Below are 16,004 nucleotides of genomic sequence, written 5' to 3'. Positions count from 1 at the left end.
TCGAGCGTCAGTGAACGCTCGCTTTCTTTCCAGGCTTGTCCTCAAAGCACACTTGGAATACATCGCCGTAATGTTTGGCAAAGTGTACCTCCAACCCCTCTTTCAGGTACTCCGGCAATTCATCGTAATCCGCCTGGTTGGCTTCCGGCAGAATCAGGGTGGGGATTTTCTGGCGCCGGGCCGCAATCACTTTCTCACGGATGCCTCCAACCGGGAGGACCTGACCGGTCAGCGTCAGTTCCCCGGTCATGGCGATGTTTTGCCGTGGCGGCTCGTTGCGGGCGATGGACAGCAGGGCGGTGGCCATGGTGACACCAGCGCTGGGGCCGTCCTTGGGGGTGGCGCCTGCGGGCACGTGCAGGTGCACCAGTGACTTGTCAAAGAATGTCGCGTCGCCTTTGTATCGCTTGAGATTGGACGACACATAGCTATAGGCGATTTCAGCGGATTCTTTCATCACATTGCCAAGCTGGCCGGTCAGCTTGAAACCCCGGTGGTTGGTGTGTATCCGTGACGCTTCAATGCTGAGGGTGGCACCGCCCATAGCGGTCCAGGCCAACCCGGTCACCACACCAGTCCCCTTGAGTGAGCGCTCCTTTTTGAACGGTGGCTGGCCCAAGTAGTCGGTCAGGTCGGAGACGCCGACCTTCACGGGGGTATCCGGTGCCTCCAGCAGCTTGACGATGCCTTTGCGAATAATCTTGTGGATCAGTTTTTCGAGATTCCGAACCCCGGCTTCACGGGCGTAGCCGTCGATCACCTGCTTCAGTGCGGCATCGGTGATGTTGAGCTGCTTCTTGAGTAGTCCCGCCTTCTTCAGCAGGCGCGGCAACAAGTGGTGCTTGGCGATGACCAGCTTTTCCTCGGCGATGTAGCCGGAGAGCCGGATGATGTCCATTCGGTCCAGCAGGGGGCGCGGGATGGTGTCCAGCTGGTTGGCAGTGCAGATGAACAGGACCTTGGACAGGTCCATGCGAACATCCAGGTAATGGTCCAGGAAATCCCGGTTCTGCTCCGGGTCCAGGGTTTCCAGGAGTGCCGACGCGGGGTCGCCCTGGAACGAGCTGCCGATCTTGTCGATTTCATCCAGCATGATGACCGGGTTTGCAACCTTGACGTCCTTGAGTGCCTGGACGAATTTTCCTGGCATAGCGCCAATGTAGGTGCGTCGATGCCCCTTTATTTCGGCCTCGTCCCGCATGCCGCCGACACTGAACCGGTAGAACTTCCGCCCCAGGGCCTCGGCGATGGAGTGGCCAATTGACGTTTTGCCTACGCCGGGCGGGCCGACCAACAGCAGGATCGAGCCGGATACTTCGCCCTTGAAGGTGCCTTCGGCGAGGAACTCCACAATGCGGTCCTTCACATCGTCGAGGCCATCGTGCTCCTGGTTCAGGATCTTGCGTGCAGCAACCAGGTCGAAGTGATCCTTTGACGTCTTGCCCCAGGGCACCTGGGTCAGCCAGTCGAGGTAGTTTCTGGTCACGCCGTACTCTGGCGAGCCCTGCTCCAGCATCTGCAGCTTTTGAAGTTCGTCCTCGAACCGTTCAATGACGTGGTCGGGCGGATCCAGCTCCGCCATTCTTTGTTCAAAGCGTTCGGCGTCTGCAGTCTTGTCATCCTTGGCGATGCCCAGCTCCCGCTGGATTACCTTCAGTTGTTCCCGCAGGAAGAACTCCCGCTGATGCTTTTGAACTTTATCGTTCACTTCCTCGCTGATTTCCGCTTGCAGGCGGGCAACTTCCAGCTCCTTGCGCATCAGCAGCAGGACTTTTTCCATGCGGCGGACCAGTGGCACGGTATCCAGTACGTCCTGAAGGTCCGCGCCGGGAGCGCTGGTCATGGAGGCGCCGAAATCCGCCAGTGGCGAGCTGTCATCGGGGCCAAAACGGGAGAGGTACTGCTTTACCTCCTCGCCGTAGAGCGGGTTGGTACGCAGCAGCTCCTTGATTGCGGTAATAATCGCGAGGGTATAAGCCTTGAGTTCGTCGGCCTCTTCTTCGGGGGCTTCCGGATACTCAACCTCCACCAGGTAGGGCGGTTTGCGTCGCAGCCATTGCACAATTCGAATGCGTTGTAGGCCCTGGGCAATGAACTGGACCTTGTTGTTCTCCCGCTGAACATGGTGCACCCGAACAGCGCACCCCATGAGCTCCAGGTCTTCGCTCGGCGGTACCCGGGACTCGCTGTCCGGGCTGTCGACATAGCAGATGCCCAGAACCTGGTGTTCGGTTTCACCGACGCGCTTCAGGGTTTCGTCCCAGGGTTCCTGATTAACCACAACCGGTTGTACCTGAGCCGGGAAAAACGGGCGGTTGGCTACGGGCAGGATGTACATGCGCCGGGGCATCAGTTGCTGGGGCAAGGCGAGGCTTTTACTGTGTTCGTCCTTGCCGATGTATTCGGTGACATCCTCAATCACGTCGTGACCGTTGTCTTCATTCATGGGCTTGGGCTCTATTCGCTTTGGTGGTGTCGTTCCCTGGCCGGATTGCCAGCCGGGCTTGCCTGATTGTTGTTATGTGACGTCATCTGTCTGGTTTTCAAGTCGCAGGCGTGGCGGTCGCCGGAGGGGAATCGGCCACAGCAGCCCTTGAAATTTTCCGGTTTGTCATCACTAATGAGGTAACTTTTCGATAGTAATCCGGACCAGGTGTTGACGATGAGCAATTCGCCCTATGTTTTTGAAGCCACGATGGAGAACTTTCAGGAGTCGGTGATGGTGGCTTCGTCCAGCACGCCCATCCTGATCGATGTATGGGCGGACTGGTGTGCACCGTGCAAGCAGCTGATGCCATTGCTGGAAAAGCTGGCGGGTGAATATCAGGGGCAGTTCCTGTTGGCGAAGGTCAACGCCGATGAGCAGCAGCAGTTGACCGCGAGTCTGGGGGTTCGCAGTTTGCCGACAGTGATCCTGGTTAAGGACGGTCAGGCGGTGGATGGCTTTAACGGTGCGCTGCCGGAAAGCGAAATTCGCGCGGTTCTGGACAAGCATGTGGAGGCGCCAGCCGAGGACCCCTATGAAACCGCCAGCCGGCAGTGGCAGGAAGGTGACCTGGAAGGTGCCCTCGAGATCTTGACGGCGATGAATCAGAAAGACCCTGAAAACCTGAAGGTGCTGATTGATATTGCCCAGATCAAGGCGGAGCTGGGGGATGTGGATACGGCCGAGCAGATTCTCGACAGCCTGCCGCCGGAAGAAAAGCTTCAGCCTCAGGCAAAACAGCTGGCGGCGCGCATCAAGTTCATCAAGCAGGCGGGTAAACTGCCGCCGGTGGCCGAACTGGAGCATACCCTGGCAGAAAATCCCAAGGACCCTGAAGCTCTGCACCAATTGGCGCTGCAGCATGTGTTGAAGGATGAAAATGCCCAGGCGATGGAGTTGCTCATCCGGCTGATGCAAGCGGACTCCACCTACAAAGATGGCGTCGCCAAGACCACCCTGATCGAGCTGTTCGACAAGCTTGGCAACAGCAACGACGATGTTCGAGCCTACCGACGCAAGCTTTATACGCTGATGCACTGAATTCGTAGGAACCAGGCCGGGCCCATTCCGTTCTAAGTGGTGTATATCTGAACTTGGAACCCGGGCCATGGCGTGGCGAAGCGGATGCCTGCTTGTTGTTTTCCTGCTGTTGGTTGGTGGCTGTGCCACCAACCGCTTCAGCTCGTTCCACCACCTTGCGGTCACTCCCGAATGCGCTGCTCAACTGCAATCGTGGCGGGATCGTACATCTGATGCCGGTACCCTGGATGCCCAGGACTGGTCACCGCCCGGTTTTTCCTACCTCAGGGTGGATCGTTTCCTTGCCAGTTATTCGTTTTCCGGTCTGTCCCCTGATCAGCAGCGGGAGTGGCTGCAGCGCGCGCACCGCAAGGCTGTGGATGCCTGGTGGCTGGAAACGCAAGGGAAGGGTGACGGTCATGGGGCGCAGGTGGTGGAGCTTGAGGTGTGTGGGCGGGCTGCGATCGAGCGACTGCTGGATCACCCCGAATTGTGGCCAGAGTTAGATCGCGCAAAGGTAGTCCCGGATAGCTACAGCACGGCGGCTCGGGTTATCGGCTTGTACCCGTTGATCGCGCCGCTGGTCCGTTGGCGGGCAGCTGGGGTGATGGGGGAGATCATGGCGCGGTTCGGGGGCGAGTTGCCGCCGGAGCCCTGGCGCTTTTATCGCCCTGCTGGCGGGTTGGCAGCATTGGAGGGCGGCCCGTGGCCACGATCGTCCTTGGGGATCCCCGTTCTCACACCTGATCAGCGTGAGGCCCTTTTCCGCAAATATGCCCCGGTCTATGCCATTGCGACTCACAGTCAGCACGATGTGCCTGGTCGCCCAGGGCGGGGGCTGGATGGACGGCTACGCTTCTTGCCTGAGCCAGTTGTGTACACTCAGTTGGCATGGACCCGCTGGCACGGGGAGGTGTTGCCACAGCTGGTGTTCACCCTCTGGTTTTCGGCGCGACCCGCTGACGGGGCGGTGGATATTTATGCCGGGGCATTCGATGGCCTGGTTTGGCGCGTCACCCTTGGGGGTGATGGTGCCCCGCTGGTTTATGATGTTGTGCACCCTTGTGGCTGTTATCACCAGTGGCTGCCGGTTGAGGGTCGGGTGTCGGTGAAGGCGGGTGTTGGCGTGAACCGGGAGCCGTTCTGGTTGTTGCCGCCAGCCCGGCCTGTTGATGGTGCGCCGACGCTGTATCTTGGCGCTGGCCATCACCAGTTGCTTGCCGTGGTCTTCGGTTCGTCACCGGCCAGGGCGGTGGAGTATCACCTGCGGGACTACCGTCGGCTTCGGGGTATGAGCTATGCGGGAGGCCGACTGTTTGGCGGGGATGGTCTGGTGGCAGGCACTGAGCGCCAGGAGCGCTTCCTGCTGTGGCCTACCGGGGTGGTGTCGGCGGGAGGCATGCGGCAATGGGGGCATCATGCCGTCGCCTTTGTCGGTCGGGTTCACCTCGATGATCCCGACCTGTTGGAGCGCTACTTCTTGCCTGCTCTCCCGGCGACGGCTCCCTAGGGCGCCGTTAGGTGTCAGCCATTGCCCTGGCGCATCTGCTCATACTCATCTTCGAAGAAAAACTTCTCTTCCCCGAAAGCAGGCTCAAGCTCGTGCAGCCAGGTGGCGGTTTCGCTGTATTTGGCGAAGAACGGACGTTGGACCCAGTCCGGGTTGCGGCCTTGCAGGAAACGCAGCACGAACACCTTTTCGCCACTGATTTCAGTGATGCCCTGAACCTCAACCTTGCCGGGGCCGGCACTCATTGAGGGGCCGCGTGCGGTACGGGCCAGTCCGGAAACCTGCTTGATGGCTTCACGGTAGATGTTGTAAGCCTCGGCCAGCGGCACTTCAAAGTAGTTCTTGGCGCCGGTGTCGCGCTCCACAAATATGTAGTAGGGGATGATGCCGAGCTTCACTTCCTTCTTCCACAGCTTGGCCCAGGCATCGGCATCGTCATTGACGTGTTTGATTAGCGGGCCTTGGGCGCGGATTTCGGCGCCGGTAGAGCGGATGCGGCGAATGGCAGCCTCCGCAATATCGGTGCTGATTTCCTGCCAGTGATTGTAGTGGGCCATGATGGCCACATGCTTGCCGGCATCGACCAGACGGGCAAACAGTTCAATCAGGTCGTCAGCATCTTTGTCGGTGACAAAACGGTAGGGCCAGAAGGTCAGGGCCTTGGTGCCGATGCGAATGGTCTGAACGTGGTCGAATTCCGGTTCAAGCAACGGCTCAAGGTACTGAACCAGGTTCTTGGTCTTCATGACCATCGGGTCGCCGCCGGTCACCAGCAGGTCGGTGATCTCAGTGTGCTCCTTCAGGTAGCCGTGCATCCGTGCGGCGTCGGTGCTGGACATTTTCAGGTCCTTGTCACCAACAAACTGTGCCCAACGGAAGCAGAAGGTGCAGTAGGAATGGCAGGTCTGACCCTGGGCCGGGAAGAACAGCATGGTTTCCCGGTACTTGTGTTGGATGCCGTCCAGCACCTCGCCGTTCAGGGTCGGCATGTTCATTTCCATCTGCCCCGCCGGGTGCGGGTTCAGTTCATCCCGGATTTCCTTGGCTGCGGCCTGGATGTCGGCCTTTTCGGCGCCTTCCCGGTGCAAGTTGGCCATGCGTTCGTAGTGTTCATCCTTGAGCATGCCCTTCTGGGGGAAGACCAGCTGGTAGATCGGGTCGTTGGGCACCTGGTCCCAGTTGATCAGTTCATTGATCACGTACTCGTTGACACGGAAAGGCAATACGCTGGCTACAACGCGCATTTCGAAGCGCGTTTCTTCAGGCAGTTGCTGGATCGCTTCGATCTTGTCGAGTTGGCGGTCGGTGTAGACCTGAAAGCGTCGTTCTTCGAACTCCTCGACGGGAATGCGATTGGGGAACGTGACGATGGAATTCATGGATCGTCCTCTGTCTCTGCAAAAAATGGAACTGCCAATGGGGAAGGGAATGGCCATTGGTCAAAAAACGGGCAGGCAGTATACATAAATTGCTTAGCATTTTCAGGTCTAATGAATTTCAGCGAGGGGCGTCGGAGTGGCTTTGGGGGTTTTGGTGGATGGTATTGCGTGGTTGAGAGGACTATCTGGTTGTTGGCTATGAGGTTTTGTCGGCGGAAATATTTAGGGTCGTAAACGAGGGGTAGGGCAGGCAATGTTGACGGGCCGGGTGGGCTGCGACATTGGTCGGATAGCTATTGAGAGTTTAGTAAAAAAACGTCATTCTCCTAAAATGTTTTGACGAACTGACCGATAAATGGTCATATCGACGAAATATTTATACCTTTATTTGGGCTGAGTAGTAATAAAACTACAATATTGTTGTGATCGGTGGCGCTGCCTCGCAGTTCCCGGAAACTCCCGGAGACTGATCTATGCTGTAAGCAGGGCTGCACCTTATATGACCTGCCATGGTCACAACGTCACCGTAAGCGTTTGTTGCCTGACGAACGTCGTCTGCCATGCTGTGAGCACGGGGCTGCAACGCATTTATTGTCAAAGTGGGAGGGTTGGATGTACCAGGACGAAGATCCCGTAGAAACCAGTGAATGGCTGGATGCGCTGGAGTCTCTGATTGAACAGGAGGGCGTAGAGCGTGCCAAATACATTCTCGAGCGATTGTCCGAACGGGCGAGCCGGGACGGCACCGAGCTTCCCTATTCCATCACCACGCCTTTCCGCAACACGATTCCGGTCACCCAGGAATCCCGTATGCCCGGTGACCTGTTCATGGAGCGCAGGATCCGGTCGTTGATCCGCTGGAATGCCATGGCGATGGTGATGCGCGCCAATAAGCGTCCAGGCGATCTGGGGGGGCATATTTCAACCTTCTCATCGGCAGCGACTCTGTACGACGTCGGGTTCAACTACTTCTTCCACGGCGGAGGGGAAGAACGTGCCTCCGACCTGGTGTATTTCCAGGGCCATGCGTCTCCGGGTATCTATGCCCGCTCCTTTCTGGAAGGGCGTTTTACCGAGGAACAGCTAGACAAGTACCGTGAAGAAGTTGACGGCGATGGCTTGTCCTCTTACCCGCACCCTTGGCTGATGCCGGACTACTGGCAGTTCCCAACAGTCTCCATGGGCCTTGGACCGATCCAGTCGATTTATCAGGCCCACGTTATGAAGTACCTGCATAGTCGTGAGCTGATTGACATGAATGGCCGGAAGGTCTGGGCTTTCGTGGGTGACGGTGAGTGTGACGAGCCGGAAACCTTGGGGTCCATCTCCAAGGCCGGTCGTGAAAAACTCGACAACCTGATCTGGGTGGTGAACTGCAACCTGCAGCGCCTGGATGGTCCGGTTCGTGGTAATGGCAAGATCGTTCAGGAACTGGAAGGCGTCTTCCGTGGCGCTGGTTGGAACGTCATCAAAGTGGTCTGGGGCCGGATGTGGGATTCCCTGTTCGACAAGGACGAAGACGGTGTAATGCAACACGCCATGGATGAGCTCTGCGACGGCGAACTGCAGAACCTGACGTTCAAGGGCCCGGCGTACACCCGCAAGGAGTTCTTCGAGAAGAACCCGAAACTGGCCAAGCTGGCGGAGCACCTGTCTGATGACGATATCAGCAAGCTGAACCGTGGTGGCCACGACCCCTACAAGGTCTACGCGGCTTACCATAAGGCGACTAGCCAGGCCAACGGCAAGCCTACGGTCATTCTGGCTCATACCATTAAAGGTTATGGCTTCGGGGCAGCAGGCGAGGCGCAGAACACGACACACTCCCTGAAGAAGCTGGACATCGACACCCTGAAGGCCTTCCGCGACCGCTTCGGCATCCCGCTGAAAGACGAAGAACTGGAAGACGCGCCTTACTACCGACCGGCACCGGACAGCCCGGAATTGGTGTACATGAAGAAACGCCGTCAGGATCTGGGTGGCTTCTATCCGAAGCGCAATAAGGATTGCCAGCCGCTGCAGATCCCGGAATTGGATATCTTCAAGCAGGTGCTGGAAGGTTCCGGCGACCGGGAAATCTCCACCACCATGGCCTTCGTGCGTATTTTGAGTGCGCTGGTGAAGGATAAACGTGTGGGCAAACGTGTGGTACCGATTGTGCCGGACGAAGCCCGTACCTTTGGTATGGAAGGCATGTTCCGCCAGCTGGGTATCTACACGGCTGAAGGCCAGAAGTATGTGCCTCAGGACCGTGACCAGATCATGTACTACCGTGAGGACAAAAAGGGCCAGATCCTGCAGGAAGGCATCAACGAAGCCGGTGCTATGTCCACTTGGATGGCGGCTGCCACCTCCTACAGCACCAACAGCTTCCCGCTGATTCCGTTCTATGTGTTCTACTCGATGTTCGGTTTCCAGCGGGTGGGGGATCTCGCCTGGGCGTCTGGTGATATGCAGACCCGCGGCTTCCTGATCGGAGGTACTGCCGGACGTACCACTCTGAACGGTGAAGGTCTGCAGCATCAGGATGGCCACAGTCATATTCTGGCCAACACGATTCCGAACTGTAAAGCCTATGACCCGGCCTATGGGTACGAGATGGCCGTGGTGATCCGTCATGGCATGAAAGAGATGTTCGAGGACAATCGGAACGTCTTCTATTACCTGACCACCGAGAACGAAAACTACGCGCAGCCTGCGATGCCGGAAGGCAGTGAGGACGGCATCATCAAAGGGATGTACCTGTTCGAGTCGGTGGAAACCAAGGGCCGCAAAAAGAGTCCGCGGGTTCAGTTGCTGGGTTCCGGGGCCATCATGAACGAGGTGCGTGCCGCCGCCCAGCTGCTGAAAGATGACTGGGGTGTGGCTTCTGATGTGTGGAGTGTCACCAGTTTCAACGAACTGGCCCGGAATGGCCAGCATGTCGAGCGCTGGAATCACCTGCACCCGGATGACAAGCCACGCAAGGCCTATGTCACCCAATGTCTGGGGGATGCGCAGGGGCCGGTGGTGTCTTCCACCGACTACATCAAGCTGCATTCCGAGCAGTTGCGAGCCTTTATCCCGAAAACCTTCATGACCTTGGGTACCGACGGTTTTGGTCGCAGTGATACCCGCGAGAAGTTGCGTAATTTCTTTGAGGTGGACCGCTACTATGTAGCCGTGACAGCTCTGGCAGCTCTGGCGGCCGATGGAGAGATCAAGCAGGAACAGGTTCTCGAAGCCATGCGCAAGTACGGAATCGATCGCAACAAACCGAACCCGGCGCTGAGCTAAGGAGATCGACATGAGCGAACAGGACATTACGGTTCCCGATCTCGGTGGCGCCGATGAAGTGGAAATTATCGAAATCACCGTCAGCGTCGGCGACGCCGTTGTCGAAGAAGATCCTATCCTGACGGTGGAATCGGACAAGGCCACGGTTGAACTGCCCGCCCCGATGGCAGGCAAGATCACCGCAATTACCGTCAAGGTGGGCGACAAGGTCCGCGAAGGTGATGTGGTGGGCCGGCTGGATGTGGCTGGCGGGGCGGTGACTGAGGAGCCCCCGGCTGAGCCAGAGCCTGCTGCGGAAGAACCTGCTGCCGAGGTGCCGCCCGCAGCGGCGCCCGCACCGGCTGCGGGCGGCAGCCGCCAGGAGGTCGTCACGGTGCCACCGTTGGATGGCTTGGTGGATATTCCGGTGATTGAGGTGAACGTCAGTGAGGGCGACACGGTTGAGGTGGATGATCCGCTGGTAACGGTAGAATCTGACAAGGCGACGATGGAAATTCCATCGCCGTTTGCCGGTAAGGTTGGCAAGATTCTGGTGTCGGTGGGTGACAAGATCTCCGAGGGTGACCGCCTGGTGGAAATGACGGCGGTTGACGGTGGCGATGTGGCGGCTGAGTCGTCGCAGCCAGCCTCCGCAGCGGCCCCTTCGGCACCGCAAGCACCCGCTCCGGCACCCAGCGCGGCCGCTCCCGCCCAGACCAGCAATGAGCTGCCACCCGCGGGGGCCAAAGTCCATGCCGGACCTGCAGTGCGTAAGCTGGCGCGGGAACTGGGGGCGGATCTCTCCAGGGTGAAAGGCAGTGGCCCGAAAGGGCGGATCATCAAGGAAGATGTGCAGGCCTATATCAAGCAGCATCTCCAGCAGGCGCAGTCCGGCGGTGGGGTATCCGGTGGCACGGGTACGGGCATTCCGGGTGTTAAGTTGCCGGACTTCAGTCAGTTCGGTGAGATTGAGCGGGAGTCCATGTCCCGTATGCATATCGCAACGGCCAGGAACATGGAGCGTAGCTGGCTGAACGTGCCCCACGTGACCCAGTTTGATGATGCCGACATCACTGAAATGGAAGCGTTCCGCAAGAGCCTGAAGGCCGAAGGGGACAAGCGGGGCGTAAAGATGACGCCACTGCCCTTCATGCTGAAAGCCTGTGCGCGGGCGCTGGCGGATATGCCCCAGTTCAATGTGGCGTTGGACCTGGACAAGCAGGAGATCATTCGCAAGCGCTATATTCACATTGGCGTGGCGGTGGACACACCTGCTGGGCTGGTGGTGCCGGTCATCCGGGATGTCGACAAGAAAGGGTTGTGGGACCTGGCGCGAGAGGTGATTGAACTGGCCGAAAAGGCCCGCGACAAGAAACTCAAGCCCGCGGAGATGCAAGGTGCCTGCTTTACCATCACCAGTCTCGGTGGCATCGGCGGTACCGCGTTTACTCCCATCGTGAATGCGCCTGAGGTGGCGATCCTTGGGATTTCCAAGGCGTCGATGAAGCCGGTGTGGGATGGCTCAGCCTTCCAGCCACGCTTGATGCTGCCGCTGTCGCTGTCGTACGACCACCGGGCGGTGAACGGGGCTGATGGTGCCCGGTTTACCAATCGCCTGAGTGAGTTGTTGGGGGATATCCGGCAGTTGTTGCTGTAATTTCCCCGCTTGACTGAGCGGCCCTTGGGGCTGGTGGAGGGCCCCCCTCCGCTGGCCTCCAGGGTGTCGCTCAGGCCTTCCCTTCCTTGAGTGTTGATCAGTCTTTGTCCCAATTCGGTAAGGCGAGCGGGCAGCTTCGTGTACTACAGTTTGAGGCTTGTCAAACTGACTGAAACCGAGGACGGCTGTCATGACTGTTGCTGAAACCCTGGGCCAGAGCCTGAATCTTCCGAATGGTGTGGTACTGCCGAACCGTTTGGCCAAGTCTGCCATGAGTGAAACCATGGGAACCATCAGCAACCGGGTAACCCCAGCTCTGGCGACGCTCTATGGCGCCTGGGCCGACGGTGGCACCGGGTTGCTGATCACCGGTAATGTGATGGTCGACCGTCGTCACATTGGTGAACCCAAGAATGTGGTGCTGGACGATGACCGCGACATGGCCGCCTTGAAAGCCTGGGCTCAGGCAGGCAAGCGCAACGGCAACCACATCTGGATGCAGTTGAACCATCCGGGCAAGCAGAGCCCGAAAATGCTGAACAAAGCTCCCGTTGCGCCCAGTGCCGTACCCTTCCGAAAAGACATGCGGGCCATGTTCGCCACGCCAAGAGAGATGAACGAGCAGGAAATCCGGGACACCATCCACCGCTTTGCCCGCAGCGCTAGTCTGGCCGAACAGGCGGGCTTTCAGGGCGTTCAGATCCATGGCGCCCATGGTTATCTGGTCAGTCAGTTCCTCTCGCCCCATCACAACCGCCGCAACGACAGTTGGGGAGGCAGCGCTGAAAACCGGATGCGCTTTGTGTTGGAGGTGTATCGGGCCATTCGTGGGGCCACATCGGAGGGCTTCTGTGTGGGTATCAAACTCAATTCGGCGGACTTCCAGCGCGGAGGGTTCACCGAAGAGGAGTCACTGGCTGTCATTGAACAGCTTGCGAAAGAAGGTATCGACCTGGTTGAAATCTCTGGCGGCAACTATGAAAACCCGGCCATGGCCGGTGCGGCTGGGGTGAAGGCCAGTACCGCGGCGCGGGAAGCCTATTTCCTGGAATTTGCTGAAAAAGTACGGGAGAAGGTCTCAGTGCCTTTGATGGTAACGGGGGGATTCCGTACCAGCGAGGGTATGGCAGAGGCCGTGGCCTCCGGAGCGACCGACCTGGTGGGCATTGCCCGGCCGCTGGCCGTGGAGCCAGACCTGTCAGCCCGTATCCTGGCTGGGGAATCCGTGACCAGCGCGGTCAAACCGATCAAGACCGGTATCCGGATGATTGATGATATGGCGTTGATGGAGGTGAGTTGGTACACCCACCAACTGGGACGTATCGGCAAAGGAAAGCGCCCGAAAAAGCACGATGACGGCGTGATGCCGTTGCTTGAGGTACTGGCGGTTATGGCGACCCGGGGAGTCTGGAACCGGTTACGGGCAGGGGAATAAACAGCCCGTAACCGAAGGTTCTACTGTGAGTGGTTTCAGTTGGCGAAATACATCCAGTCGAAGTAGTCGTGCAGGTCGTCCATGACGGCGGCTTCGAAGGGGTGGGTCAGTTCAAACAGCAGACTGTGGTTGTGGGCTTTTTTCATGGTGTCACCTCGTTGGGTTGTGAAGTGGGGCGGCGGCGGAGTGCCCCGTCACCGGGAATATCCCTACACCCAGAACTCAGCATAGAGTGTGCCATGAAGATTTCTTTGTATTTTTTACAACGTGGTCAACGGGTTATGGTCTATTGGTGTCCGCGTGACGGGGGCAGGCCTGCAGCATTGTTGCCCCGAGACGGTGCGGCTGCACAAAAAAGCCCCGATCGGAATGATCGGGGCTTTTCTGGTGCCTTCGTGCCTGAAGGGCGCTCTTAGAAGTTGTACTGCCCGGCAAACAGGATACGACTGGCATCGCCGTCGTCGCCGTTAACGTTTTCACGCTTGAAGTAGGCGTACTCCACGCCCATCATCACGTTTTTCACCGGGGTCCACATGTAGTTGGCCATCATGTTCTGGTTGGTCTCGCTCTTGCCACCTACCGCGATGCCATCATCCTCGGCATCGTCCCAGTCCACCGTCACCAAGCCATAGCCGATGTTGGCGCTGCGGCCACCACCGAGGTCCATGCCCACCCCAACCGAGCCGCCATAACCGGCGATGCTTTCCAGATCGCCACCGAGAAGATAGGCGTCTTCGGCACCGAAGTTCTCACCGGAACGGTACAGGTAGGAATTGGCGCCGTCTGTGTAGGACACGGTGCCCTGCAGGGTCATCATGTCACCGAGGGCCATCTTGGCGGCGGCAAAGGCGGCGTAGCCGACCATGCTGTCGTCAGCGGTGCCGGTGTCATAGCTGACCTCCTGAACCAGTGCTGCTGCAGAGTAGGAGAGCCCGCCCGCAGAATCTTCAAAGCGTGCGGTCAGGGTCGGCAGACCTTGCTTGCCATCGGTCGTTGCTGCACCGTCGGTGAAGCTGGTGATCGGTTCTTCCGCAGAGAACGACAGGGCACCGGTGGTGTAGCGGGCCTGGGCGATACGGCCTTGAAGGCCGGCAAGGCCAGCCAGGGAGTCGAAGTCCAGGGTGGTGGTGTTGCCGACAAAGCTGTTGAAGTTGGACCAGGTCTGGCCCAGTAGCACGCCTTTGTATTCGCCGTAACCGTGGCGCAGGCGCAGGGTGCCGGGACGGAAGTCCCCTTCGATCACCACTTTCACCCCTTCCGGAGAGGTGGCTCGTACACCCAGGCGAGTCTGCACGGCGTCAGCGCCGAAGTAGCCGGTTGCTTCGTTGTCCTCGGCAGCACCGGTGTTGATGGCGGAGAAAGCACCGGCTCGGGTGGAGATGCCGATGTCTTCGTCAATGTCGTAGCTGGCGTTAAAGCGAGCGTAGCCGTAAATGTCAGCGGTATAACCATTGCTGCCCACTTCGATGGCGCTCGCCTGTGAGGCGGCTCCCAGTACCATGGCGGCGGTGGTTGCACGGACGGCCAGTCTCAAAGCGTTGCTTTTCATTGATTGTTAGCTCCTGATCTTATTTTTGTTGGTTCGTAATCACACTAGTTACATCTATATGACACATCCAATAGTTGCGGTTAAAAATTAGACGAATGTCTAATCTGTCTCATTGGTCATTGTGAATGGGCTGAACTACGGCGGTTGGCATAGAATGAGGCATGACTGATCAATCTGGCTTATTGACTTCCACCACGTTTGCCTTCCTGGACATTGAAACCACGGGAGGCAACGCCACGTCTGACCGTATTACCGAAATCGGTATCCGCTTCTGGCGTGATGGTGAGGAGGTGGGGGAGTGGCAGACCCTGCTGAATCCGGAAACGCGGATTTCCCCGTTTATCGAATCCCTGACTGGCATCAGTAATGACATGGTGCGGGATGCGCCAACGTTTGCAGAGATCGCCGATGAGTTGCGCCAGCAGCTGGAGGGCAAAGTCTTTGTGGCCCATAACGCCCGCTTCGACTATGGCTTTATCAAGTCGGAATATCGTCGGTTGGACCAGCCGTTTTCGGCCCGGGTGTTGTGCACGGTCAAGCTGTCGCGAAGGCTGTACCCGCAGTACCGGCGCCACAACATGGATGCCCTGATGGCGCGACACCACCTCAGTTCGGTGCAGCGACATCGCGCCATGGGTGATGTGACTGCAATGCTGGGGTTTTTCCTCGCGGCGCTCAAAGAGCATGGCCGGGAGGTGATGGACAGTACCCTCGCTGAACTGCTGCAACGCCCCAGTGTACCGTCTCATCTGTCACCGGGCGTCTTGCTGGACCTGCCAGGTTCGCCAGGCGTCTATCGCTTTTACGGCGAGAACGATGTTCTGCTGTACGTGGGAAAGAGCACCAACATTCGTCAGCGGGTGGCCTCGCACTTTTCCGGCGATCACAACAGTGCCCGGGGGGTAAGGATTTCGGAAAGCCTGAGGCATATCGAGTTTACCGAAACCGCCGGTGAACTTGGCGCCCTGCTGCTGGAGCTGAAACAGATTAAAACCATGCGCCCGTTATTCAACCGGCGTTCCCGTGCCGCCAAGCGGTTGGTTACCATTGAGCTGGTTGCCAACGGCGACGGTTACCTGCAGGCCCGCCTGGCCCGGGAAGTCCAGTTGGAGCGCCTGGGCGACTACTACGGCCTGTTTCGCAGCAAGCGTGAGGCTGAACGAGCCCTGCAGGGTATTGCTGCCAAGAATGAGCTGTGCAACAAATTGCTGGGGCTTGAGCCCCCCGGTGCGGGCGCCTGCTTTCAACACGCCCTGGGGAATTGCCGGGGTGCCTGTCAGGGCGGGGAAGATGTCACGAAATACAATCTGCGAACTCAGATTGCGTTTCATGGCCTGCGCTTGCAGACCTGGCCGTGGCAAGGCGCAATCGGCATAGTAGAGGAAAACCGCAATGGCGGAGCTGTCGATATTCTGGTGATCTTTAATTGGATACATGTCATTACGATTCATGACCCAGCGGAACTTTCCGAGCTGGATCTGGCGAATCGCAGTGCCACCTTTGACCTTGATTCCTACAAATTACTGGTTAAAGCCCTGATGGGCGCCGATCGTGACAGGTATCGGATTATTGAGCTTCCGGAAGCGGGCTTTCCCAATGTGAGAATGCCCGCTCTCGACTATGATAAAGAGAATGGTGGTGACTGAGCTCCGGGTCGGCGGTAGGCTTCAGGTGCACCGGAATTATCCCCGGAAAAACTATCCCCGGAAAATTA

At 58.3% G+C, this 16,004-nt stretch carries 9 protein-coding genes; 6 read left to right on the top strand and 3 right to left on the bottom strand.

Annotated features, from left to right (window positions below; genetic code table 11):
- Nucleotides 1-7 precede the first annotated feature (7 nt).
- Nucleotides 8-2,446: an endopeptidase La gene (lon, locus tag BMZ67_RS00245; protein WP_092019929.1), complete on the bottom strand. Its 2,439-nt coding sequence runs from the start codon at nt 2,444-2,446 to the stop codon at nt 8-10.
- A gap of 216 nt (nt 2,447-2,662) precedes the next feature.
- On the opposite strand from lon, the gene trxA reads away from it, so the two are divergent.
- Together trxA and BMZ67_RS00235 are read left to right on the top strand one after the other, a co-directional pair.
- Nucleotides 2,663-3,526: a thioredoxin gene (gene trxA, locus BMZ67_RS00240; RefSeq protein ID WP_092019928.1), complete on the top strand. Its 864-nt coding sequence runs from the start codon at nt 2,663-2,665 to the stop codon at nt 3,524-3,526.
- A gap of 67 nt (nt 3,527-3,593) precedes the next feature.
- Nucleotides 3,594-5,015, top strand: coding sequence for a hypothetical protein (locus BMZ67_RS00235; RefSeq protein ID WP_092019927.1), 1,422 nt, complete (start codon nt 3,594-3,596; stop codon nt 5,013-5,015).
- Nucleotides 5,016-5,029: 14 nt separating this feature from the next.
- On the opposite strand, the gene BMZ67_RS00230 is transcribed toward BMZ67_RS00235, so the two are convergent.
- Nucleotides 5,030-6,394: a KamA family radical SAM protein gene (locus BMZ67_RS00230; RefSeq protein WP_092019926.1), complete on the bottom strand. Its 1,365-nt coding sequence runs from the start codon at nt 6,392-6,394 to the stop codon at nt 5,030-5,032.
- A gap of 612 nt (nt 6,395-7,006) precedes the next feature.
- Between BMZ67_RS00230 and aceE the strand changes: the two genes are divergently transcribed.
- The 3 genes from aceE (at nt 7,007) to BMZ67_RS00215 (ending at nt 12,741) form a co-directional block, all read left to right on the top strand.
- Entirely contained in the window at nt 7,007-9,670 is a 2,664-nt protein-coding gene (aceE, locus tag BMZ67_RS00225; RefSeq protein ID WP_092019925.1) for a pyruvate dehydrogenase (acetyl-transferring), homodimeric type, read from the top strand.
- Nucleotides 9,671-9,680: 10 nt separating this feature from the next.
- Nucleotides 9,681-11,306: a dihydrolipoyllysine-residue acetyltransferase gene (gene aceF, locus BMZ67_RS00220; protein WP_092019924.1), complete on the top strand. Its 1,626-nt coding sequence runs from the start codon at nt 9,681-9,683 to the stop codon at nt 11,304-11,306.
- A 190-nt stretch (nt 11,307-11,496) separates the two neighbouring features.
- Nucleotides 11,497-12,741, top strand: a complete 1,245-nt coding sequence (locus BMZ67_RS00215) for an NADH:flavin oxidoreductase/NADH oxidase family protein (RefSeq protein ID WP_092019923.1) — start codon at nt 11,497-11,499, stop codon at nt 12,739-12,741.
- Between the two features lie 412 nt (nt 12,742-13,153).
- Here the strand turns inward: BMZ67_RS00215 and BMZ67_RS00210 are convergent, their stop codons facing one another.
- On the bottom strand, nt 13,154-14,290 hold the full coding sequence (locus BMZ67_RS00210; RefSeq protein ID WP_092019922.1) for a DcaP family trimeric outer membrane transporter: 1,137 nt from the start codon (nt 14,288-14,290) through the stop codon (nt 13,154-13,156).
- 161 nt (nt 14,291-14,451) lie between these two features.
- Between BMZ67_RS00210 and BMZ67_RS00205 the strand changes: the two genes are divergently transcribed.
- The gene (locus BMZ67_RS00205) at nt 14,452-15,936 is read left to right on the top strand and encodes an exonuclease domain-containing protein (protein WP_092019921.1); all 1,485 of its coding nucleotides are present in this window, start codon (nt 14,452-14,454) and stop codon (nt 15,934-15,936) included.
- Nucleotides 15,937-16,004 lie beyond the last annotated feature (68 nt).

This window comes from Marinobacter zhejiangensis, from assembly GCF_900114775.1.
Lineage (GTDB): Bacteria > Pseudomonadota > Gammaproteobacteria > Pseudomonadales > Oleiphilaceae > Marinobacter > Marinobacter zhejiangensis.
The sequence above is the reverse complement of the archived record's forward strand: the minus strand, read 5'-3'. Positions and strand labels throughout refer to the sequence as shown.

Excerpts from the sequence above, each read along its gene's own strand:
- lon (WP_092019929.1), bottom strand. The coding sequence starts at position 2,446 with ATGAATGAAGACAACGGTCACGACGTGATTGAGGATGTCACCGAATAC.
- trxA (WP_092019928.1), top strand. The coding sequence starts at position 2,663 with ATGAGCAATTCGCCCTATGTTTTTGAAGCCACGATGGAGAACTTTCAG.
- BMZ67_RS00235 (WP_092019927.1), top strand. The coding sequence starts at position 3,594 with ATGGCGTGGCGAAGCGGATGCCTGCTTGTTGTTTTCCTGCTGTTGGTT.
- BMZ67_RS00230 (WP_092019926.1), bottom strand. The coding sequence starts at position 6,394 with ATGAATTCCATCGTCACGTTCCCCAATCGCATTCCCGTCGAGGAGTTC.
- aceE (WP_092019925.1), top strand. The coding sequence starts at position 7,007 with ATGTACCAGGACGAAGATCCCGTAGAAACCAGTGAATGGCTGGATGCG.
- aceF (WP_092019924.1), top strand. The coding sequence starts at position 9,681 with ATGAGCGAACAGGACATTACGGTTCCCGATCTCGGTGGCGCCGATGAA.
- BMZ67_RS00215 (WP_092019923.1), top strand. The coding sequence starts at position 11,497 with ATGACTGTTGCTGAAACCCTGGGCCAGAGCCTGAATCTTCCGAATGGT.
- BMZ67_RS00210 (WP_092019922.1), bottom strand. The coding sequence starts at position 14,290 with ATGAAAAGCAACGCTTTGAGACTGGCCGTCCGTGCAACCACCGCCGCC.
- BMZ67_RS00205 (WP_092019921.1), top strand. The coding sequence starts at position 14,452 with ATGACTGATCAATCTGGCTTATTGACTTCCACCACGTTTGCCTTCCTG.